This is a genomic window from Bradyrhizobium sp. WCU1 (assembly GCF_053474805.1).
The window spans coordinates 5067665-5081090 of the sequence record NZ_CM130280.1 but is presented as its reverse complement, the minus strand read 5'-3'; the positions used below and the strand labels follow the sequence as shown (position 1 = coordinate 5081090).

Annotated in this window: 18 protein-coding genes; 1 reads left to right on the top strand and 17 read right to left on the bottom strand. The window is 65.4% G+C overall.

The window, feature by feature from the left end:
• Window positions 1–3 precede the first annotated feature (3 nt).
• Window positions 4–234 carry a hypothetical protein gene (locus ACTUWL_RS23580; RefSeq protein WP_448212163.1) on the top strand — a complete coding sequence of 77 codons (231 nt, stop codon included), beginning with the start codon at window positions 4–6 and terminating at the stop codon, window positions 232–234.
• Between the two features lie 106 nt (window positions 235–340).
• On the opposite strand, the gene ACTUWL_RS23575 is transcribed toward ACTUWL_RS23580, so the two are convergent.
• From ACTUWL_RS23575 to ACTUWL_RS23495, 17 genes are all read right to left on the bottom strand, one after another.
• Window positions 341–559 carry a hypothetical protein gene (locus tag ACTUWL_RS23575; protein WP_448212161.1) on the bottom strand — a complete coding sequence of 73 codons (219 nt, stop codon included), beginning with the start codon at window positions 557–559 and terminating at the stop codon, window positions 341–343.
• Window positions 560–561: 2 nt separating this feature from the next.
• The gene (locus ACTUWL_RS23570) at window positions 562–1122 is read right to left on the bottom strand and encodes a dATP/dGTP diphosphohydrolase domain-containing protein (RefSeq protein WP_448212159.1); all 561 of its coding nucleotides are present in this window, start codon (window positions 1120–1122) and stop codon (window positions 562–564) included.
• A 24-nt stretch (window positions 1123–1146) separates the two neighbouring features.
• Window positions 1147–1440 carry a hypothetical protein gene (locus tag ACTUWL_RS23565; protein WP_448212157.1) on the bottom strand — a complete coding sequence of 98 codons (294 nt, stop codon included), beginning with the start codon at window positions 1438–1440 and terminating at the stop codon, window positions 1147–1149.
• Window positions 1440–2675: a hypothetical protein gene (locus tag ACTUWL_RS23560; RefSeq protein ID WP_448212155.1), complete on the bottom strand. Its 1236-nt coding sequence runs from the start codon at window positions 2673–2675 to the stop codon at window positions 1440–1442. The genes ACTUWL_RS23565 and ACTUWL_RS23560 overlap by 1 nt, the downstream gene beginning before the upstream one ends.
• The gene (locus ACTUWL_RS23555) at window positions 2676–3017 is read right to left on the bottom strand and encodes a hypothetical protein (protein WP_448212153.1); all 342 of its coding nucleotides are present in this window, start codon (window positions 3015–3017) and stop codon (window positions 2676–2678) included.
• 83 nt (window positions 3018–3100) lie between these two features.
• Entirely contained in the window at window positions 3101–3391 is a 291-nt protein-coding gene (locus tag ACTUWL_RS23550; protein WP_291730193.1) for a hypothetical protein, read from the bottom strand.
• Window positions 3315–3761: a hypothetical protein gene (locus tag ACTUWL_RS23545; protein WP_448212150.1), complete on the bottom strand. Its 447-nt coding sequence runs from the start codon at window positions 3759–3761 to the stop codon at window positions 3315–3317. The genes ACTUWL_RS23550 and ACTUWL_RS23545 overlap by 77 nt, the downstream gene beginning before the upstream one ends.
• A gap of 2 nt (window positions 3762–3763) precedes the next feature.
• The gene (locus ACTUWL_RS23540; protein WP_448212148.1) at window positions 3764–4969 is read right to left on the bottom strand and encodes an N-acetylmuramidase domain-containing protein; all 1206 of its coding nucleotides are present in this window, start codon (window positions 4967–4969) and stop codon (window positions 3764–3766) included.
• A 107-nt stretch (window positions 4970–5076) separates the two neighbouring features.
• Window positions 5077–6486 (bottom strand): hypothetical protein, encoded by a 1410-nt coding sequence (locus ACTUWL_RS23535; RefSeq protein ID WP_448212146.1) that lies wholly within the window; start codon window positions 6484–6486, stop codon window positions 5077–5079.
• A gap of 20 nt (window positions 6487–6506) precedes the next feature.
• Entirely contained in the window at window positions 6507–7025 is a 519-nt protein-coding gene (locus tag ACTUWL_RS23530; protein WP_291730201.1) for a DUF4376 domain-containing protein, read from the bottom strand.
• Window positions 7026–7055: 30 nt separating this feature from the next.
• Entirely contained in the window at window positions 7056–8075 is a 1020-nt protein-coding gene (locus ACTUWL_RS23525) for a hypothetical protein (protein ID WP_291730203.1), read from the bottom strand.
• Window positions 8072–8740: a hypothetical protein gene (locus ACTUWL_RS23520; RefSeq protein WP_291730205.1), complete on the bottom strand. Its 669-nt coding sequence runs from the start codon at window positions 8738–8740 to the stop codon at window positions 8072–8074. The genes ACTUWL_RS23525 and ACTUWL_RS23520 overlap by 4 nt, the downstream gene beginning before the upstream one ends.
• A 73-nt stretch (window positions 8741–8813) precedes the next feature.
• Window positions 8814–9941 carry a baseplate J/gp47 family protein gene (locus ACTUWL_RS23515; protein ID WP_291730206.1) on the bottom strand — a complete coding sequence of 376 codons (1128 nt, stop codon included), beginning with the start codon at window positions 9939–9941 and terminating at the stop codon, window positions 8814–8816.
• Entirely contained in the window at window positions 9941–10492 is a 552-nt protein-coding gene (locus ACTUWL_RS23510) for a phage GP46 family protein (RefSeq protein WP_291730207.1), read from the bottom strand. The genes ACTUWL_RS23515 and ACTUWL_RS23510 overlap by 1 nt, the downstream gene beginning before the upstream one ends.
• A 3-nt stretch (window positions 10493–10495) precedes the next feature.
• A complete protein-coding gene (locus tag ACTUWL_RS23505) occupies window positions 10496–11122 on the bottom strand; it encodes a phage baseplate assembly protein domain-containing protein (RefSeq protein WP_291730209.1) in 627 nt (208 codons plus the stop codon).
• A 3-nt stretch (window positions 11123–11125) separates the two neighbouring features.
• The gene (locus ACTUWL_RS23500) at window positions 11126–12184 is read right to left on the bottom strand and encodes a phage baseplate assembly protein (RefSeq protein ID WP_291730210.1); all 1059 of its coding nucleotides are present in this window, start codon (window positions 12182–12184) and stop codon (window positions 11126–11128) included.
• Between the two features lie 6 nt (window positions 12185–12190).
• Window positions 12191–13420, bottom strand: coding sequence for a DNA circularization protein (locus ACTUWL_RS23495; RefSeq protein WP_291730211.1), 1230 nt, complete (start codon window positions 13418–13420; stop codon window positions 12191–12193).
• Between the last annotated feature and the right edge of the window lie 6 nt (window positions 13421–13426).

Sequence of the window (13426 nt, the reverse complement as noted above, 5' to 3'; positions counted from 1 at the left end):
CGCATGACGACCGAGGAGGCGCGCATCCACCTGGCGCGCCTCGGCCTCTCGCAACCAGGCGCGGCCCGCCTGTTCCACCTCAACCCGCGCACCGTGCGGCGCTTCCTGGCCGGCGACAGCGAAATCCCGCGCGCGGTCGAGATCGCCCTCGCCTTGCTCACGCCGGCCAAGGTGCGGGCGCTTTTGGCCGAGGAGGCCCAGGCGGCGGCGGAACCGACTAACGAGAACCGCTAGCGCGGCCCGCTGGTGCGTTCAATCCGATCGCCTGGCCCGGAACACCGGCCAGGCGCCCCAGGCTCACCAGGCGCCCCGGCAACCACGCCGAGGCGCCTTTTTCTTTTTAGCCGGCGATCGCGAAATCGGGACATTCCCAAACCGGCGTCACGATGCCGTGCGCGACGCAATTGGCGTAAACCTGGGCCGCGATCGGGCATTGATCGGCCGCGCCAGGCTTGAAGCGGTCGCACACGTAGCAAAGGCAATGCGCCCGGTGCTTCCCTTTGAGGTCGGAGTCGACCGCGACCTCGCGGTCGTGGTGCACATATCGCTCGATTGCCATTCTCACTTCCCTTTCCCGTCGACGACCTGGTCGGCCGCCCTGGCGCCGCGAGGCAGCGGCAAATTGAATTCGGCCTCAATCTCCTCCTGCAACAACGCGAGCGCGCGCCAGGCCAGGGCGGCGCTATGGCGCACGCGGTGCGGCACGCCGGCGATCTCGATCACGTCGAAACCGCCGCGCTCGGTGAGGTGCCGCATGATGCAGTCGGGGTGATCCATCGACTTGCCGCGCGCGTGGTGCATCGCCTCGCCGGGATTGTGCTTCTCATTGCCGGCCCAGGACACGCCGGCGACCTCGGCGAGCGCGTCGGGGAAATAGTCGAGGAGACCGGACGCCATCGGATAGCGTTTGCGCGTCGCGGAGTCAGCGTCGATCAATCGCTTGCGGCTCGGTGCCGGCACGACGCCGTCGGCACGCTCTTTAAGCTCGCGAATAGCCGCAGCGCCTTCGGCGATCACGTCGCCCCGGCGCACCGGCCGCGTCGTCGTCGCGCCGTCGCGATCGGTGTAAGTCGCAAAATCGCGCCGGCCGCGATCATTCGCGTCGGCCGCCAGGTTGCGCAAGTCGTCGTGATCTTGTCTCGCCATTCACTTCGCCTTCGTCTTGGCCGTCGACAGCCGCAGCGCGCGCCGCGACACGATCATGCCCTTGGGAATCGTCATGGTGTTGCCGACCGTGTCCTCCTCGATCTCGACGTTTGAGACCGAGGAGGCGATCGAAAGGAACGTGTCGGTTTCCTTCACCAGCCAGCCGCGCGTGATGACCTGTTCCGGCCCGGTGACCTCGGCAATGGTGACCCATGTCGAGGAGTTGCTTGCCGCGTCATCCCAAACCACCTCGATAAAGGGATACGGCGGAACGTAGGATTTCGCTTTCGGCATTAGGCGGCCCTCATCTCAGGCGGCGGAATGTTGATCGTGCGCCGGTCTTTCTCACCTTCGCGCTTGTGCAGCGTGATCACCCGCAACGCCTGGGCATTGCGCCAGCCGCCGGCAAAGGCATGGTTATCCTTGTCGGCGATAGTCGAGAACGACTCGACGCGCACGTCGCCATGCGTGTCGGCCTTGTCCTTGTGAATGTGCCCGTACATGAACCAGTGATAGGCGGTATCGCCCCAGGCCTTGCGCTGGTCGGTCGCCATCGCCATCGCCATGCGCGCCGGCGGCAACTTGTCGCCGTGCGCCGCGCCGAGCAACGTGTTGCCGAACTGGCGATAATAAATGTCGGCCGGAAAAGCGATCGTGACGCGCTTGTTTCGGGCATAGAAGCACGACAGCGCCAGCGCGAGCGCGCAAGCCGCCTCGGGGTCGTGGTTGCCGGGAATGTTCACGACCTCGACGCGCTCATGCTTGGCGAGCGCCAGGTCGATGATCCGGATAAACAATTGCACGCCGGCGCGAAGCACCTTGAACCAACGGCCATCGACATCGAGTTGATGTTGCGATCGCGGCGTGACGTTGCGTTGATCGTTGGCGTGATACCAGTCGCCCAGGTTGACGATCAGGCCTTGCCGCGCACGCGGAGCCTCGGAAACCAGTCGCGTCGCCGTCGCCAACAGCCGACCGCTCATGATCTTGAGATCGTTGTCGGCGCCGGTTTGCGGTCTCCACGCGAGCATGCCGATATGCGGATCGGCGATCGGGTAGACGTTCAAGAGGTCGCGCTCGATCCGGCGCGGCACCGGCACCAGGCGCGCGCGGCCCTTATACGCCGCGAATTCGGTCTTGAGCGCTTCGACCAGGTCAGGCGTCACCGAGTCGTTTTTGGTCTTGATCCACTGGTGACGGATATGCCCCTCACCGTCGATGAATGCCGACACGCCCTTGAGGATTTGACCGGCCGGCATTTTGAACGCCGGGCCGCTCGCCTTGTGCTGCGTCACCCATTCCTTTTCGACCTTGCCGGCCTTGTCGAATTGCGCCGAGGATCGCTTTAGCTCATAGCCCGGCAACACCGGCTTGAAACCGAGCAAGCCGCGCTCGGCGGCCCGCTTGATTTGGTAACGGTAAGTCGTGCGCGACATTTCCAGGGCGCGCGCGGCGGCGCGCTCCGAGCCATGCGCGGTCTTGGCCTCGGCGACACGGCGCAACTGGTCGTCAGTCAACTCAACAGACATTTAGAAGAAAACCTTTTTGACCTTGTCGACGATCGCCGAGCCGGCAAACGTCCAAAAAAAGCCGACCGCAAGCACGACGCCGGCGGCCTTATTGCGGAACGTCTTGTAATCGAGCGCGGTTTTTTCCAGCGCTTTGATCCTGGTGCCGTGATCCGCGCTAGAGTCGATCTTCTCATTGAGGCCGGCGAGCGTTTCGCGCATTTCTTTGCGGTACTGCGCGGAGTCGCGGCGATCGTTGTCGCGCTCGGCGCGGTCCTGGTGCACCGCCTCGATATGCGCGACCAACTGGCCGCGCATTTCGCCGACCAACATCGTGAGCGACGACACGATGTCGGCCGGCAAGGGCACGGTCGACGGCGGAGCGGCCTGGCGCGGCGGCCGAGGCGCCTGGCGGGTGCGCCGCGTGGCTTTCGGTTTGCTCGCCATCACCTGGCCTTTGCGTAGTAGTTGGCCTGGCCGCCTTCGCACGCGGCAAGCTCGCCGATCCGGCGGTTTGCCTTGAGCCAGGCGCCGCGATAGCGCCCGGCGATCGCGAAACCGTCGTCGCCTTCCTTCGCGCCAGGATCGGGCACCTGGCGCGCCAGGCGCGCGCACTCGCGCGGCACGTCGACCTTGATGCCGGGCCGCCCCTCGGCGATCTCAGCGGATCGAAAGCAGCCGCCTAATGTCGTCGCCAGTAGCGCGACACTCAGGCCGGCCAGGATTCGGCTTTTCATTTTCGGAAACCCCTTGATCGGTGATCTTGTCGTCGGACTCGAGTCGCGCGCTCGCAGCGTCGGCGTCGGCCGCGACCTTGGCTTTGATCAGCGCGTCGCGCCGCTTGGCGGCGAGATCGGCCTCAACGTTGGCCGCGCGCCAGGCGGCGCGCGTCTTGTCGGTGCCTTCCATGTCGCCCGACACATAGCCGGCGCCGTACAGCACCAGGCCGCTAACGATCGCCGCAGCGACCGTGCCGACCGGCGAGCGCACGAAATCGACGGCGGCCTTGAGCGTGACGGCGACCGAGGGAACGAACAGCGCCGCGATCCACGCGGCGCCGCCGGCGCCGGCGAGGCCGGCGATCCACCAGAGCAATGATGCAAACATGATCAAGCCTCGATCGGGCCGGCGTTGCGGCCGGTGCGGTGATCCTCGACGCGGTGCGCCTTGATCCGCTCGGCGAGGAGCCAAACGGCGACGCCGGCGACGACAAGCGCGATCGCGCAAGCGATCACGGTCGGCGAGGCGAACAGCGAGCCGGCCAGGTCGTGCACGGAGTCCCACAGGCCTTTAGCCTGGTTGACCTTGTCGACCGCGTCTTGCGCCTGGTCGAGCAAGCCGGCCTTTTCCGCGACCGCGCCGGTGCCGAAAACGGTGCCGGCGAGGATCTTCGCCTTGCCAACCAAACCGATCTTGTCGGCGGTCGCGATCGTGCGCGAGCCGGCGGCCTTGAGATCGGCCGCGCTGGTGCGCTTGCGTTCCGGCATGGACTCGGCCGGCTCGGCGTTTTTCAGCGCCTCGCGCGTCGCATCGTCATATCGGCCGGTAACGGGCAAGCCTTCGTGTGCCTGAAACTGCGACAGCGCACCAACCGTCTTGGCGCCGAACACGCCGTCGGGCTTGCCGACGCTGGTGATGTTGAGCGCGCGCAGTTTGGTTTGCAGCGCCTTCACCTCGGCGACCGGCATATCGGGCGCGGCGGCGGTGCCGGCGGCCAGCTTGCGCGACCAGCGTTTCCAGGCGTCGGCAAGCCGCACGTCGTAACGGTTGGCGGCGTAGCCGGCGCCGTTGTAGCCGCGCGCGACGACCGGCCAATTGTGCGCATTGAGCGGCGCGATCAGCTTGGCGCGCGTCACCTCGCCGATCAGGCAGTCGACCTGGCCGGCAATGTTGCCGGTCATGTGCTCGACCATGTCGCACGCCGAGGCGAAACCAAGCTCTTTGTAAAGAAAGCCCATCGTTTGGCCGAGGCCCCAGGAGGCCGAGCGGTTGGCGACCTCCTCATTGATGGCGCGCGCCTTGGCGATCAGCGCCAGGCGCTTCGCCGAGGTGCCCTGGTCTTTGTACTGCGTCGAGCGCGACCATTTCGGGATGGCAAGGCCGGCGAGCGCGAAGGCGGACTGCAGCGCCTTCGAGACAGCCGCCGCCATGCGCCAGGCGATATGTCGCTCATAGAGCAAGGCCGGCGTGCGGCCATCCTCCTCGAAAGGCTTGCCCGACGTTTCGACCTCGACCAGCGCGAGCAACGCCGCCCGCTCGATGCCGGCCTTGTCGGCGGCCTCGCCGATCGCGTTAACGATTGATTGCGAGAACATCCTTTAACCCCTTCATGTGCGCACCAGGCGCGCGCGATCGCTTGGCGCGGCGAAGGCAAGCGCCATCGCCGCGACAAGCGCGTTTTCAGTTTGTGAGAGTTGCAGCGCTAAATGATCGCGCCGGCGAGCGTCGCCGCACCGGCCGGCGAAAATTGAACGATCCCGGTCCCGCCCGTGACGACGCGACCGACCATTGACGCGAAGTGATAACCCTCGGTGAAGCTTGCCAGCATCGTGGAGCAAGGAATCGCGGAGCCGTTTGAGCCGAACGTGGCGGCGTAGGCGTTTGGAGTGGTGCCGCCGTCAAACGTGATGCCGACAACGAGATAGTCATTGGCGGCGCTATGGAATCCGAAACCGCTAAAGCCATACGAAATCGTTTCGTCGGCCCAAACCAGAAATTCCGTTCTGATTTCGGTATTCAACTCGACGAACGCCGTCGATGTCGTCGTGCGATTTGCCGAGAACGACGCGACCATGTTCGGCTTGAGGCGATTAAACCACGAACGGACGAAACGCTGCGCGAGCGTGTCCGCGAACGCCGGCCCAGCGATCGGCCGCACCATGCCGACCAGGGTGCGCGTGTTATCGCCGGTCTTGATCGCAACGCCCTTATTGCCCGCCGTCGTGTCGACCACGTAAGCGGTCGTCGAGGCTTCCAACGCATTGACGGCGCCACCCGACTGCGTCGCATAGATATAATACAGCGTGCCGGCGGTGAGGCCGGTCGGCGCCAGCGAAACGCCGGCGTCGGGCACCGTGCACGCAACGCCCGCGATCGTGAGCAGATTGCCCCGGAACGGCGACAACAGGATGTTGGCGCCACTCTTGGCAAGCCGGCATTGTCCGAACGCCCCCGAGATAGCAGAAACAGCCGTCTGCACGAACGCCGTCGTCGCGAGTTTGGTGCTATTGTCGCCGGCCGTCGGCGTCGGCGCCGCCGGCGTGCCGGTGAACGTCGGCGAGGCGATCTTGGCATAGGCCGCAAGCGCGGTGACGATAAACGCCGTCGTCGCCAGCTTGGTGCTGTTGTCGGCCGCCCCCGGCGTCGGCGCCGTCGGCGTGCCGCTGAAACCAGGCGACGCAAGCGGCGCCTTGGCCGCCAGCGCGTTGGTCATCGTAGTTGCGAAATTCGGATCGTCGCCGAGCGCGGTCGCCAATTCGTTGAGCGTGTCGAGCGTGCCGGGCGCCGAGGCGACCAGTGCCGCAATCGCGTTCTGCACAAACGCCGTGGTCGCGAGACTCGTGTCGTTGTCGCCGGCCGCCGGCGTCGGCGCCGTCGGGTTGCCGGTGAAGGCCGGCGAGGCGAGCAACGACGCGATGAAATCCGCGAGCGGCTTGAGTTGCGGATTGCCGCCGGCGTCGAGCGTGAAAAAGCTATTCGGCGTCGGCGCGACCTGGTCAATCAGCGCAAGCAATCCGGTCAAGACGTGATCGGCATTCCATTGCGACGGCTGAATATCGCCGGCGTCGTCATTGTCGGCACGCGCCGACTGGAATGAATGTTTAATCGGCATTGCGCCAAACCCCTCAACTCTTAGACGGTGATCGCGGCAAACGCCGCGTCGACTTGCGCGGTCGTGGTGATGTTGCCGGCGTCGATGTCGGCCTTGACCGACGCGAAGCGCAAGAAACAGGCTTGGACATGCGCAAGCACCGCATTCGACAGCGCGACCAGGCCCGGCGCGTCGAGCGCGACGATCGTGCCGTCGGTCGCGGCCCATTTCGTGGTGAACGTCGCGTCGGCCTGGGCGGCCATCCGGGCGCCGAGGATCATTTGCTTTGACCGATCGTCAGTCGCGATCGGCGAGCCGTTGTAAGTGATGCCGCCGACTTCCTTGTCGTACCGAACGGCCGAGGCATACGCCGCAAGCTCGCGCTTGCTCTCAGCCGCGATCGCCGCCGCATACCCCGACAAGTCGATGTCGGGCGAGACAATGACGGCGGAGACGGCGCCGGCGGCGTCGGTCGGATAGGCAATGCTGCCAGCGCCGAGCGCGTGCAACACGGCCTCATTCCAGGGCTTGCCCGTCGGATCAAGCTTATTGAGTTGCATTGTGACTTTTCCTTTTCGACGGCGACGGCTTTAAACGCCAAGCTCGCCCATGATGATTGTTGCGGTCGTCGCGGCCGGATAGGACGCCGAGTCGCTACCATTGAAGCAAAACGAGCCGGTCCAAGCGGTCGAGTCGTTGCGCTGGAACGTCAGAGACAGCGCCAGCGATCCCGCGCCGACGCCCGCCAGCGTCTGAATGATTGCGCCCTGGCCGAACGACAACGCGGAATTGTTGTTTGACGGGATAAACACCAGCGGCGTGCCGCCGACATTCAGCGTGCCTTGCGCCGATCCCGTCGGGCTATCCGTGAACGTCGGGAACGTCGCCCAAATCATCAGCAGGCTAGTCGGGCTTTGCTTGACGTAGTTGCCAGGATTCCAGGGGTTGACGGTGTATGCATTGCCCGCCGCGCCGGCCATGTGAACACGCGTCGAGGTCGAGAATTGCTTGACGTTGGTGAGCGAGCGCAGCGCCGCGAGGTCGGCCGACACGACGCCCAACATGCGCGCCGAGGTGCCGTCAAATTCGAGATCGAGGATCGCGCTAGCGGGAAGATCGCCCTTCGCGAGCACGTTGCCGCGCCGATCGACGACCGGGATATTGCCGAGGCCGCTCACGTTGATCACCGGCGCCGTGGTCGCGTTGTCGGCCGCCGATTTCTTCACCAGCAAGCGCATGCCGGCTTTGTACTCGGCGAACGCCGGCGACGGCGCCACGGCGAGCGCGTCGGCGGTGCCGGTATCGGCCGCATAGTTCGGCTGGTTTCGCTGCATCAATTGCAGCATCGCCTTGAGCAACAAGTTATCGTCGGCGTTGTCATAGGTGACAACGTCGGCGCCGGCGCCGGTCTGGCCGTTGGCGCGCACGATCGCGCGCATGTTGGCAAGCCACTGGTTGAAGGTCGCCGCTTGAAACTCGGTGCCGTCGTCGAGATCGGGCGACGAACAATCCTTAAAGAAGGTATCCGCCGCGCCAAACGAACGGCTTTCGCTCGGGCGCACGGTCACGGCGCCCGGCGCGGATGCCGGGCCGAAAAGGTCGATATTCATTCGCTCACCTCGTAGATTGTCAGGATTTCCGCGTGCACGATCCGCGAGAGGATGCATTGCAGCGGCGAGAGATCAGGCCCGCACGATTGCCGGCGGCCGGCGCGCATGCGGCCAGCGCGCGCGGCCAGGAAACGGCCGGTCGGCGCGTAAGCCGGGCTTTGGTTGAGGTCGACAATGATCTTAAGCGTCGCCAGGCCGAGCGTCCCGCCGGCCCTGGCGCGGCCGGCGCGCGAGAAACCGGCGCGACTGCCGCACGTTACGATTTGCTCGACGCAAGAGATCGACCAGCCAGAGCGCGCCGCGATCGCCGCATAATATTCGCAGCGCGTGCCGCCGATCGCTGCGACCTTGGTGCAGAGATCGGGGAACGGATCGCACAAGTCAGGCAAGCCATATTCGGCCATCCAAAGGTCATGGGTTTCCTTGTGCGTCGCGCACCAGAATTCGAGGCGCAAATCGCAAAGGCGTTGCGTGACGAACGTGAAGCACGCCGCGACCGCCTTCCAAAACCGGAACAGTGTCGAGCCCGGCTTGCTACGCGTCGAGAACGCATCATTATCGAACGCGCCAGGGTTAAAGCCGCGATCGAGCGGCGGCGCCGGGCCGCCTTCGTGCGTTTGCCAAGCGCGGCCTTTCGGCAACAGCTTGAGCGCGCTCGCCAGCACCTCGGCCAGCGTCGGGCAGCGCAACGGCGCCGGCCGCGCGACTTCACATTCACTCATGATGGCGGCCTTGTGGTTAGACGAATGACACGGCGCCGAGCGTCGCCATTTCGCCGGGATTGAGCGCCTGGTCGGCCGCCGGCGAGGTGATCGCATGGCGTTGCTCGCCGGTCGCGTTGGCAACCGCCTGCCACAACCAGGATCGCGAGAACGATGTCGGATAGGCGAGATAATCCATTCCGCCGAGTTGAGCGTCGACGCCGGCGACGCGCGAGAGGCGCCGGAACGTCGCGCGCAATTCGGCGAGTGCGGCCTCTTGCACGTCGGTTCGGTTCGGCACGAGGCCCGCGATCGTGACATTGACCGGCACCGCGATCGGCGCCGCGACCGTCACCTTTGCGCCGGCGGGTTGCACGGTCGCCAGCAAGTCGGCGACGCGCACCAGGTCGGCGGCTTGTGGAATGCCGTCGGCGTAAAGATCGAACATCAGCGGGAACACGCGCACCGTGCCCGGTCCCTGCCAAAGCCGCTCAACGAAAACGGTCGGCCGACCTGAGTCAAACGACACGCCGGCAATCTGGCCGCACCATTGCACATAGTCGGCCGGCGCGCCGCCGTGCGGCGGGTTGCGCTTGCGGAACAGAATGCGCGCGCGGAACGACTCGTCGTCCTCGACATCGGCGCCGCCGAGGAGGCCGAGGCTATCGACGGCGGCGGTTGCCTGGTCGTCGCCGGTGACCCCGGAAATGATTTCGAGCGGCGTGTTAGCGATCGCATTCGTCAACTGGCCGTCGGTGACGCAAACGCATTCGACGGTGACGGTGCCGGCGCCAGGAATGCTCGCGCCGGCCAGCGCGACATATTGCGCGCCGTCGGCCCGACCGAACAACGCGCCGGTGTCGACCTCGATCGCCGCCGCCGGCGCCGTCACCACGACATTTCCGCGCGCCGGCGCCGTCGGCTTGCGCGCAAGGCCAAGCTCCTCGCCGTGCAAATCGAGGTTTTCGCTATCGGCGGTGAGCGCGAATTTCTGCCGCTGGATGTAGTCGGCGAAACCAAAAATCTCATGCGTCATGCCGCCGATCACCTTGGCGGTCGGGTTGACGTTGTTCGGCCAGGCCCAGGCGTCGGAGCCAGGCAGATTGACGCGGAACGACTGCCGCGCGCGCTCGACCAGGTCCTTAAGTGACGGGATTGCAAACATCAGCGCGCTACCTGATTCCAGAGAACATCAAATTTGCGGTCGTAGACTTTCGCGCCGTCGCGCCCGTAAAGGCGCACGACAAGCTCAAGCCGGTTTTGGATTTCGTTAGCGGTCGCCTCGGCCTCGATCCGCACGACGATTCCTTGATCGAGGAGGCACGCCAGCGCCTCATACGTGAATTGCTCGGCCCAACGCGCGGCCGACTGGCCGCGAATGGTCAGCGGCGCGCGCTCCAACAGCCACAGGTGCGAGCCGAGCGGCCCCTCGCCGAGATCGTCGCGCACGTCGACGCCGTCGCCGAAATAACCGCGCACCTCGCCGTCGGCCAGGAAGGCGAGCGGGTGATCGGGGTCGACGCGCTTGTCGGTGAACAGCGCCAGCGTCACGCATGTTTCGAGCGTCGCCGAGGCGCGGAGGCCGCCGGCGTTGCCTGGCACGTTGCCGGCAAGCGCCCAATCGGCGTAGCCGGCGACGGGATTCCACACCGAATCCCAAAGCACATTGTTATCGCCGTCGCATCCTTCGGCGACGCGGATCACGACATCAGGCATTGCTTACACCGCGAAAACTTTGGTTGCGCATCCGCCGCCGCACAGCGCGACCGGCTGGCCGCCCTCGGCGCCGAGGTCGACATGATCGCTTTGCACCACGACGTGCGGCGAGGTGACGGTCGCCTTGCCCGACTGCAGCTTGACCGACGTGTCGTCATACGTGAGCGTGAGGCTATCGCCCTTTTTGATCACGACAGCGATCACCGCGCCGTCGGTTTGATCGACGGCGTCGCCCTTGTCGTAGCCCTTGGCGATCTTGAGGTTGATCTCGCCGGCGTGCACCAGGTCGATCTTATCCTTGACGACGCGGATCGCGTCGCCGGTGTGATCGTAAATGATCGTTCCGCCTTCCGGCGTATTCTTCGGCCGATAATCCTTGTGCTCGAAACCGAGCGCGACCAGGCGATCGGAGCGACCGCCGAGCGCGAGATAAAGACCCTCGGCGCCGCTCGGCGCATGCGATGAAAAGCCGTGCGGTTGCGGGCGATAGACATCCTCAAACTGTTCGGTCTTGAGGCCCGTCATTTTCTTGAGGATTTGCTGCGTTCCGGAGTCGTCGGTTTTCGTCACCGTCGCGCGCCGCAGCGATCCAATCAGGCCCTCTTTGCCCTCGGGAAACCAAATCCACATTCTCTAATCCTCGCCCGCGTCGGTCGCCCATCCATCGCCGGCGCCACCGCCGCCGCCGCCCTTGCCGCCGAGCGCGCGCGGATCGACCAGCGACAGGATCGCCTCCGTGCCGCCCTTTCGGTCCTGCGAAAATTCGACGGTCTCAATCGCCATGTCCTGGTGGACGTTGAGAAAGTCGCTATCGACAAAGACCAGGAAGCCAGGAGTCCAAACCGTGCCGGCGTCGTCGTGGTGTCCGACGACGGTCACATTGGCCTTTAGGCTATTGCCGGCCTCGCGATCGCGGCGCGACTTGGCGCGTTTCTTCGCGCGGGTCTTGTCGGTATCGCCGTCGTGAATGACGATCACCGGCCGATAGCGGCCGACCTCGGCGTCGCGCGCCAGGCCCTCGATCTCAAGTGCGTCGGGACCGTGCCCGTAGGGCGCCTGGCCGCGCACGACAACGTCGCTATGCCGGCCCGACCAATTATGATCGGCGTCGCCGGCCTTCATGTTCCAGCCTTCTTTGATCACGCCGGCGTGCCGTTGCTGGCCCGCCTTGGTGATCTTGATCGAGCCGTCGGCCTGGCCGACCGGGAAAACGCCTTGCTCGCGGCAAAGCTTTTCCAGGCAGCGAAACGCGGTTTCGCCGGGCGTGATCCGATAAACCTTGATCTTGTCGAGTTGCTGGTCGGTCGAAATGCCGACGCCAAATTTGTCGATCGCCTGGCCGATCTCGGCCGGCGTCTTGTCCTTGAACTGGTTGGTATCGTGCACCGCCGCCGAGTCGATGTAGTCTTGCGAGCGCGAGCGGCCCGACACATTGATCGAGGCCTCTTTGTGCTCGGAAATCCTCGGCTGGTAGCGGTCGACAAACCCGTCGCACAGTAGCGATCCACTCGACATGATCTTGATCGGCGTGCCGGCCTTGAACGTCCAGGCCGTCGCCGTGCCGCCGTTCTCGGCGGCGATCTTTAGCTCGAATGAACGCGCGCCGTCCTGAAACGACGCGCGCACCATCACGCGCTCAAATGCCGTGTAGCTACCGCCGCCGGCCTCGACGGTGATGAACTCGCCTTGCATGACAGGTTACCTCGCCAGCGCCTCGATCTTGCGCGGCATGAATGACGGGTGTCGCACCTGGTTGCGCGCGACCAACTCGACGGCTCGCGTCGGGTCGGCATAGAGCACCCAAGCGAGATCGAGCGACGGCCTGATAACCGCGCTCTCGACCGTGATCACCGGCGCCAGATTGTTGATCGTTCCGGTGAGCCATTCGATCACGGCGCCGCGCAAATTCTCGATCGCGACATAAAGCGGCGCCAGGGCGGCGCCGGTCGTGTCGTAAAGCTCGGCCTCGAAACGCTCGGCGACCTCGCCGCGCGCGGTGATGCCTGCCGGCCGGTCGGCAAACGTGCGCCTCATCGTCGCCTCGGCGTATGCGGTGAGCGCCGCGAGCCGCACCAGGCGCGCGGTCGCGTCGACGTTCTGGGCCGCGCGCCTGGTCGTGTCCGAGACATACGGCACGCCGCTCGCGGTCGCGCTATAGGCACCGGCTAGGTCGAGCGAGGCGCGGACCGCCGAGGCCGCCGGCAATGCGGCGGCGACCTGGCGCACCAGGTCGACCAGGCTCGCGGCGGCCGAGGCCAGCGTCGCCGAGGCCTCGCCGTCGATCGCCGGCACCGTGTCGGCGATGAACGTCGCGACCTGGTCGCGGATTTGCGCCGAGGCCGTCGGGTCGACCGGATAGGATTGCCGCAACACGTCAACCGCCGAGGCGGCGCCGGCGAGCGTGTCGGTGACGCCGGCGACGACAAAGTCGGGCTGGCCTGATGTCGTGACGGACTGCGGGAACAGCGAGCCGAGCAACACCGCGACATTATCGGCCGCGAGGAAACCGGCGTTTTGCAGGAACGGTACCGAGATCAACGCTGTGAGCGCGCCAGCGCGCACAAGCTTGATCTCAAAAGCGATATAGCCAAGTTTCTCGCGCTCGTTAGAGCGCTCGAATTCCTGGCAATGCACCGTCACCGGCCCGAAATACGGCGTGACCAGCGTGCCGGCGCCGCGCGATGCCAGCGCGCTTTTGAGCGCATTGGCAAGCGCGTCGACGTTGTCGCCGTGCACATAGGCCGAGCCGGAAAAGAAACGCGGCGCCTCGCCCAAATCCTCGACGAAAGGGTCGTCGCGATTCGGGAATTCGTGGATCACAAGCCCACGCCCGCCGGTCTCTTTGTCTTGCTCAAAGAAAAACGGCACCCCCTTGAAGGATGCCGGCCAGAGCGTCGACAGCCAATCACGGCCAGCAACAGAGGACATTTTCGG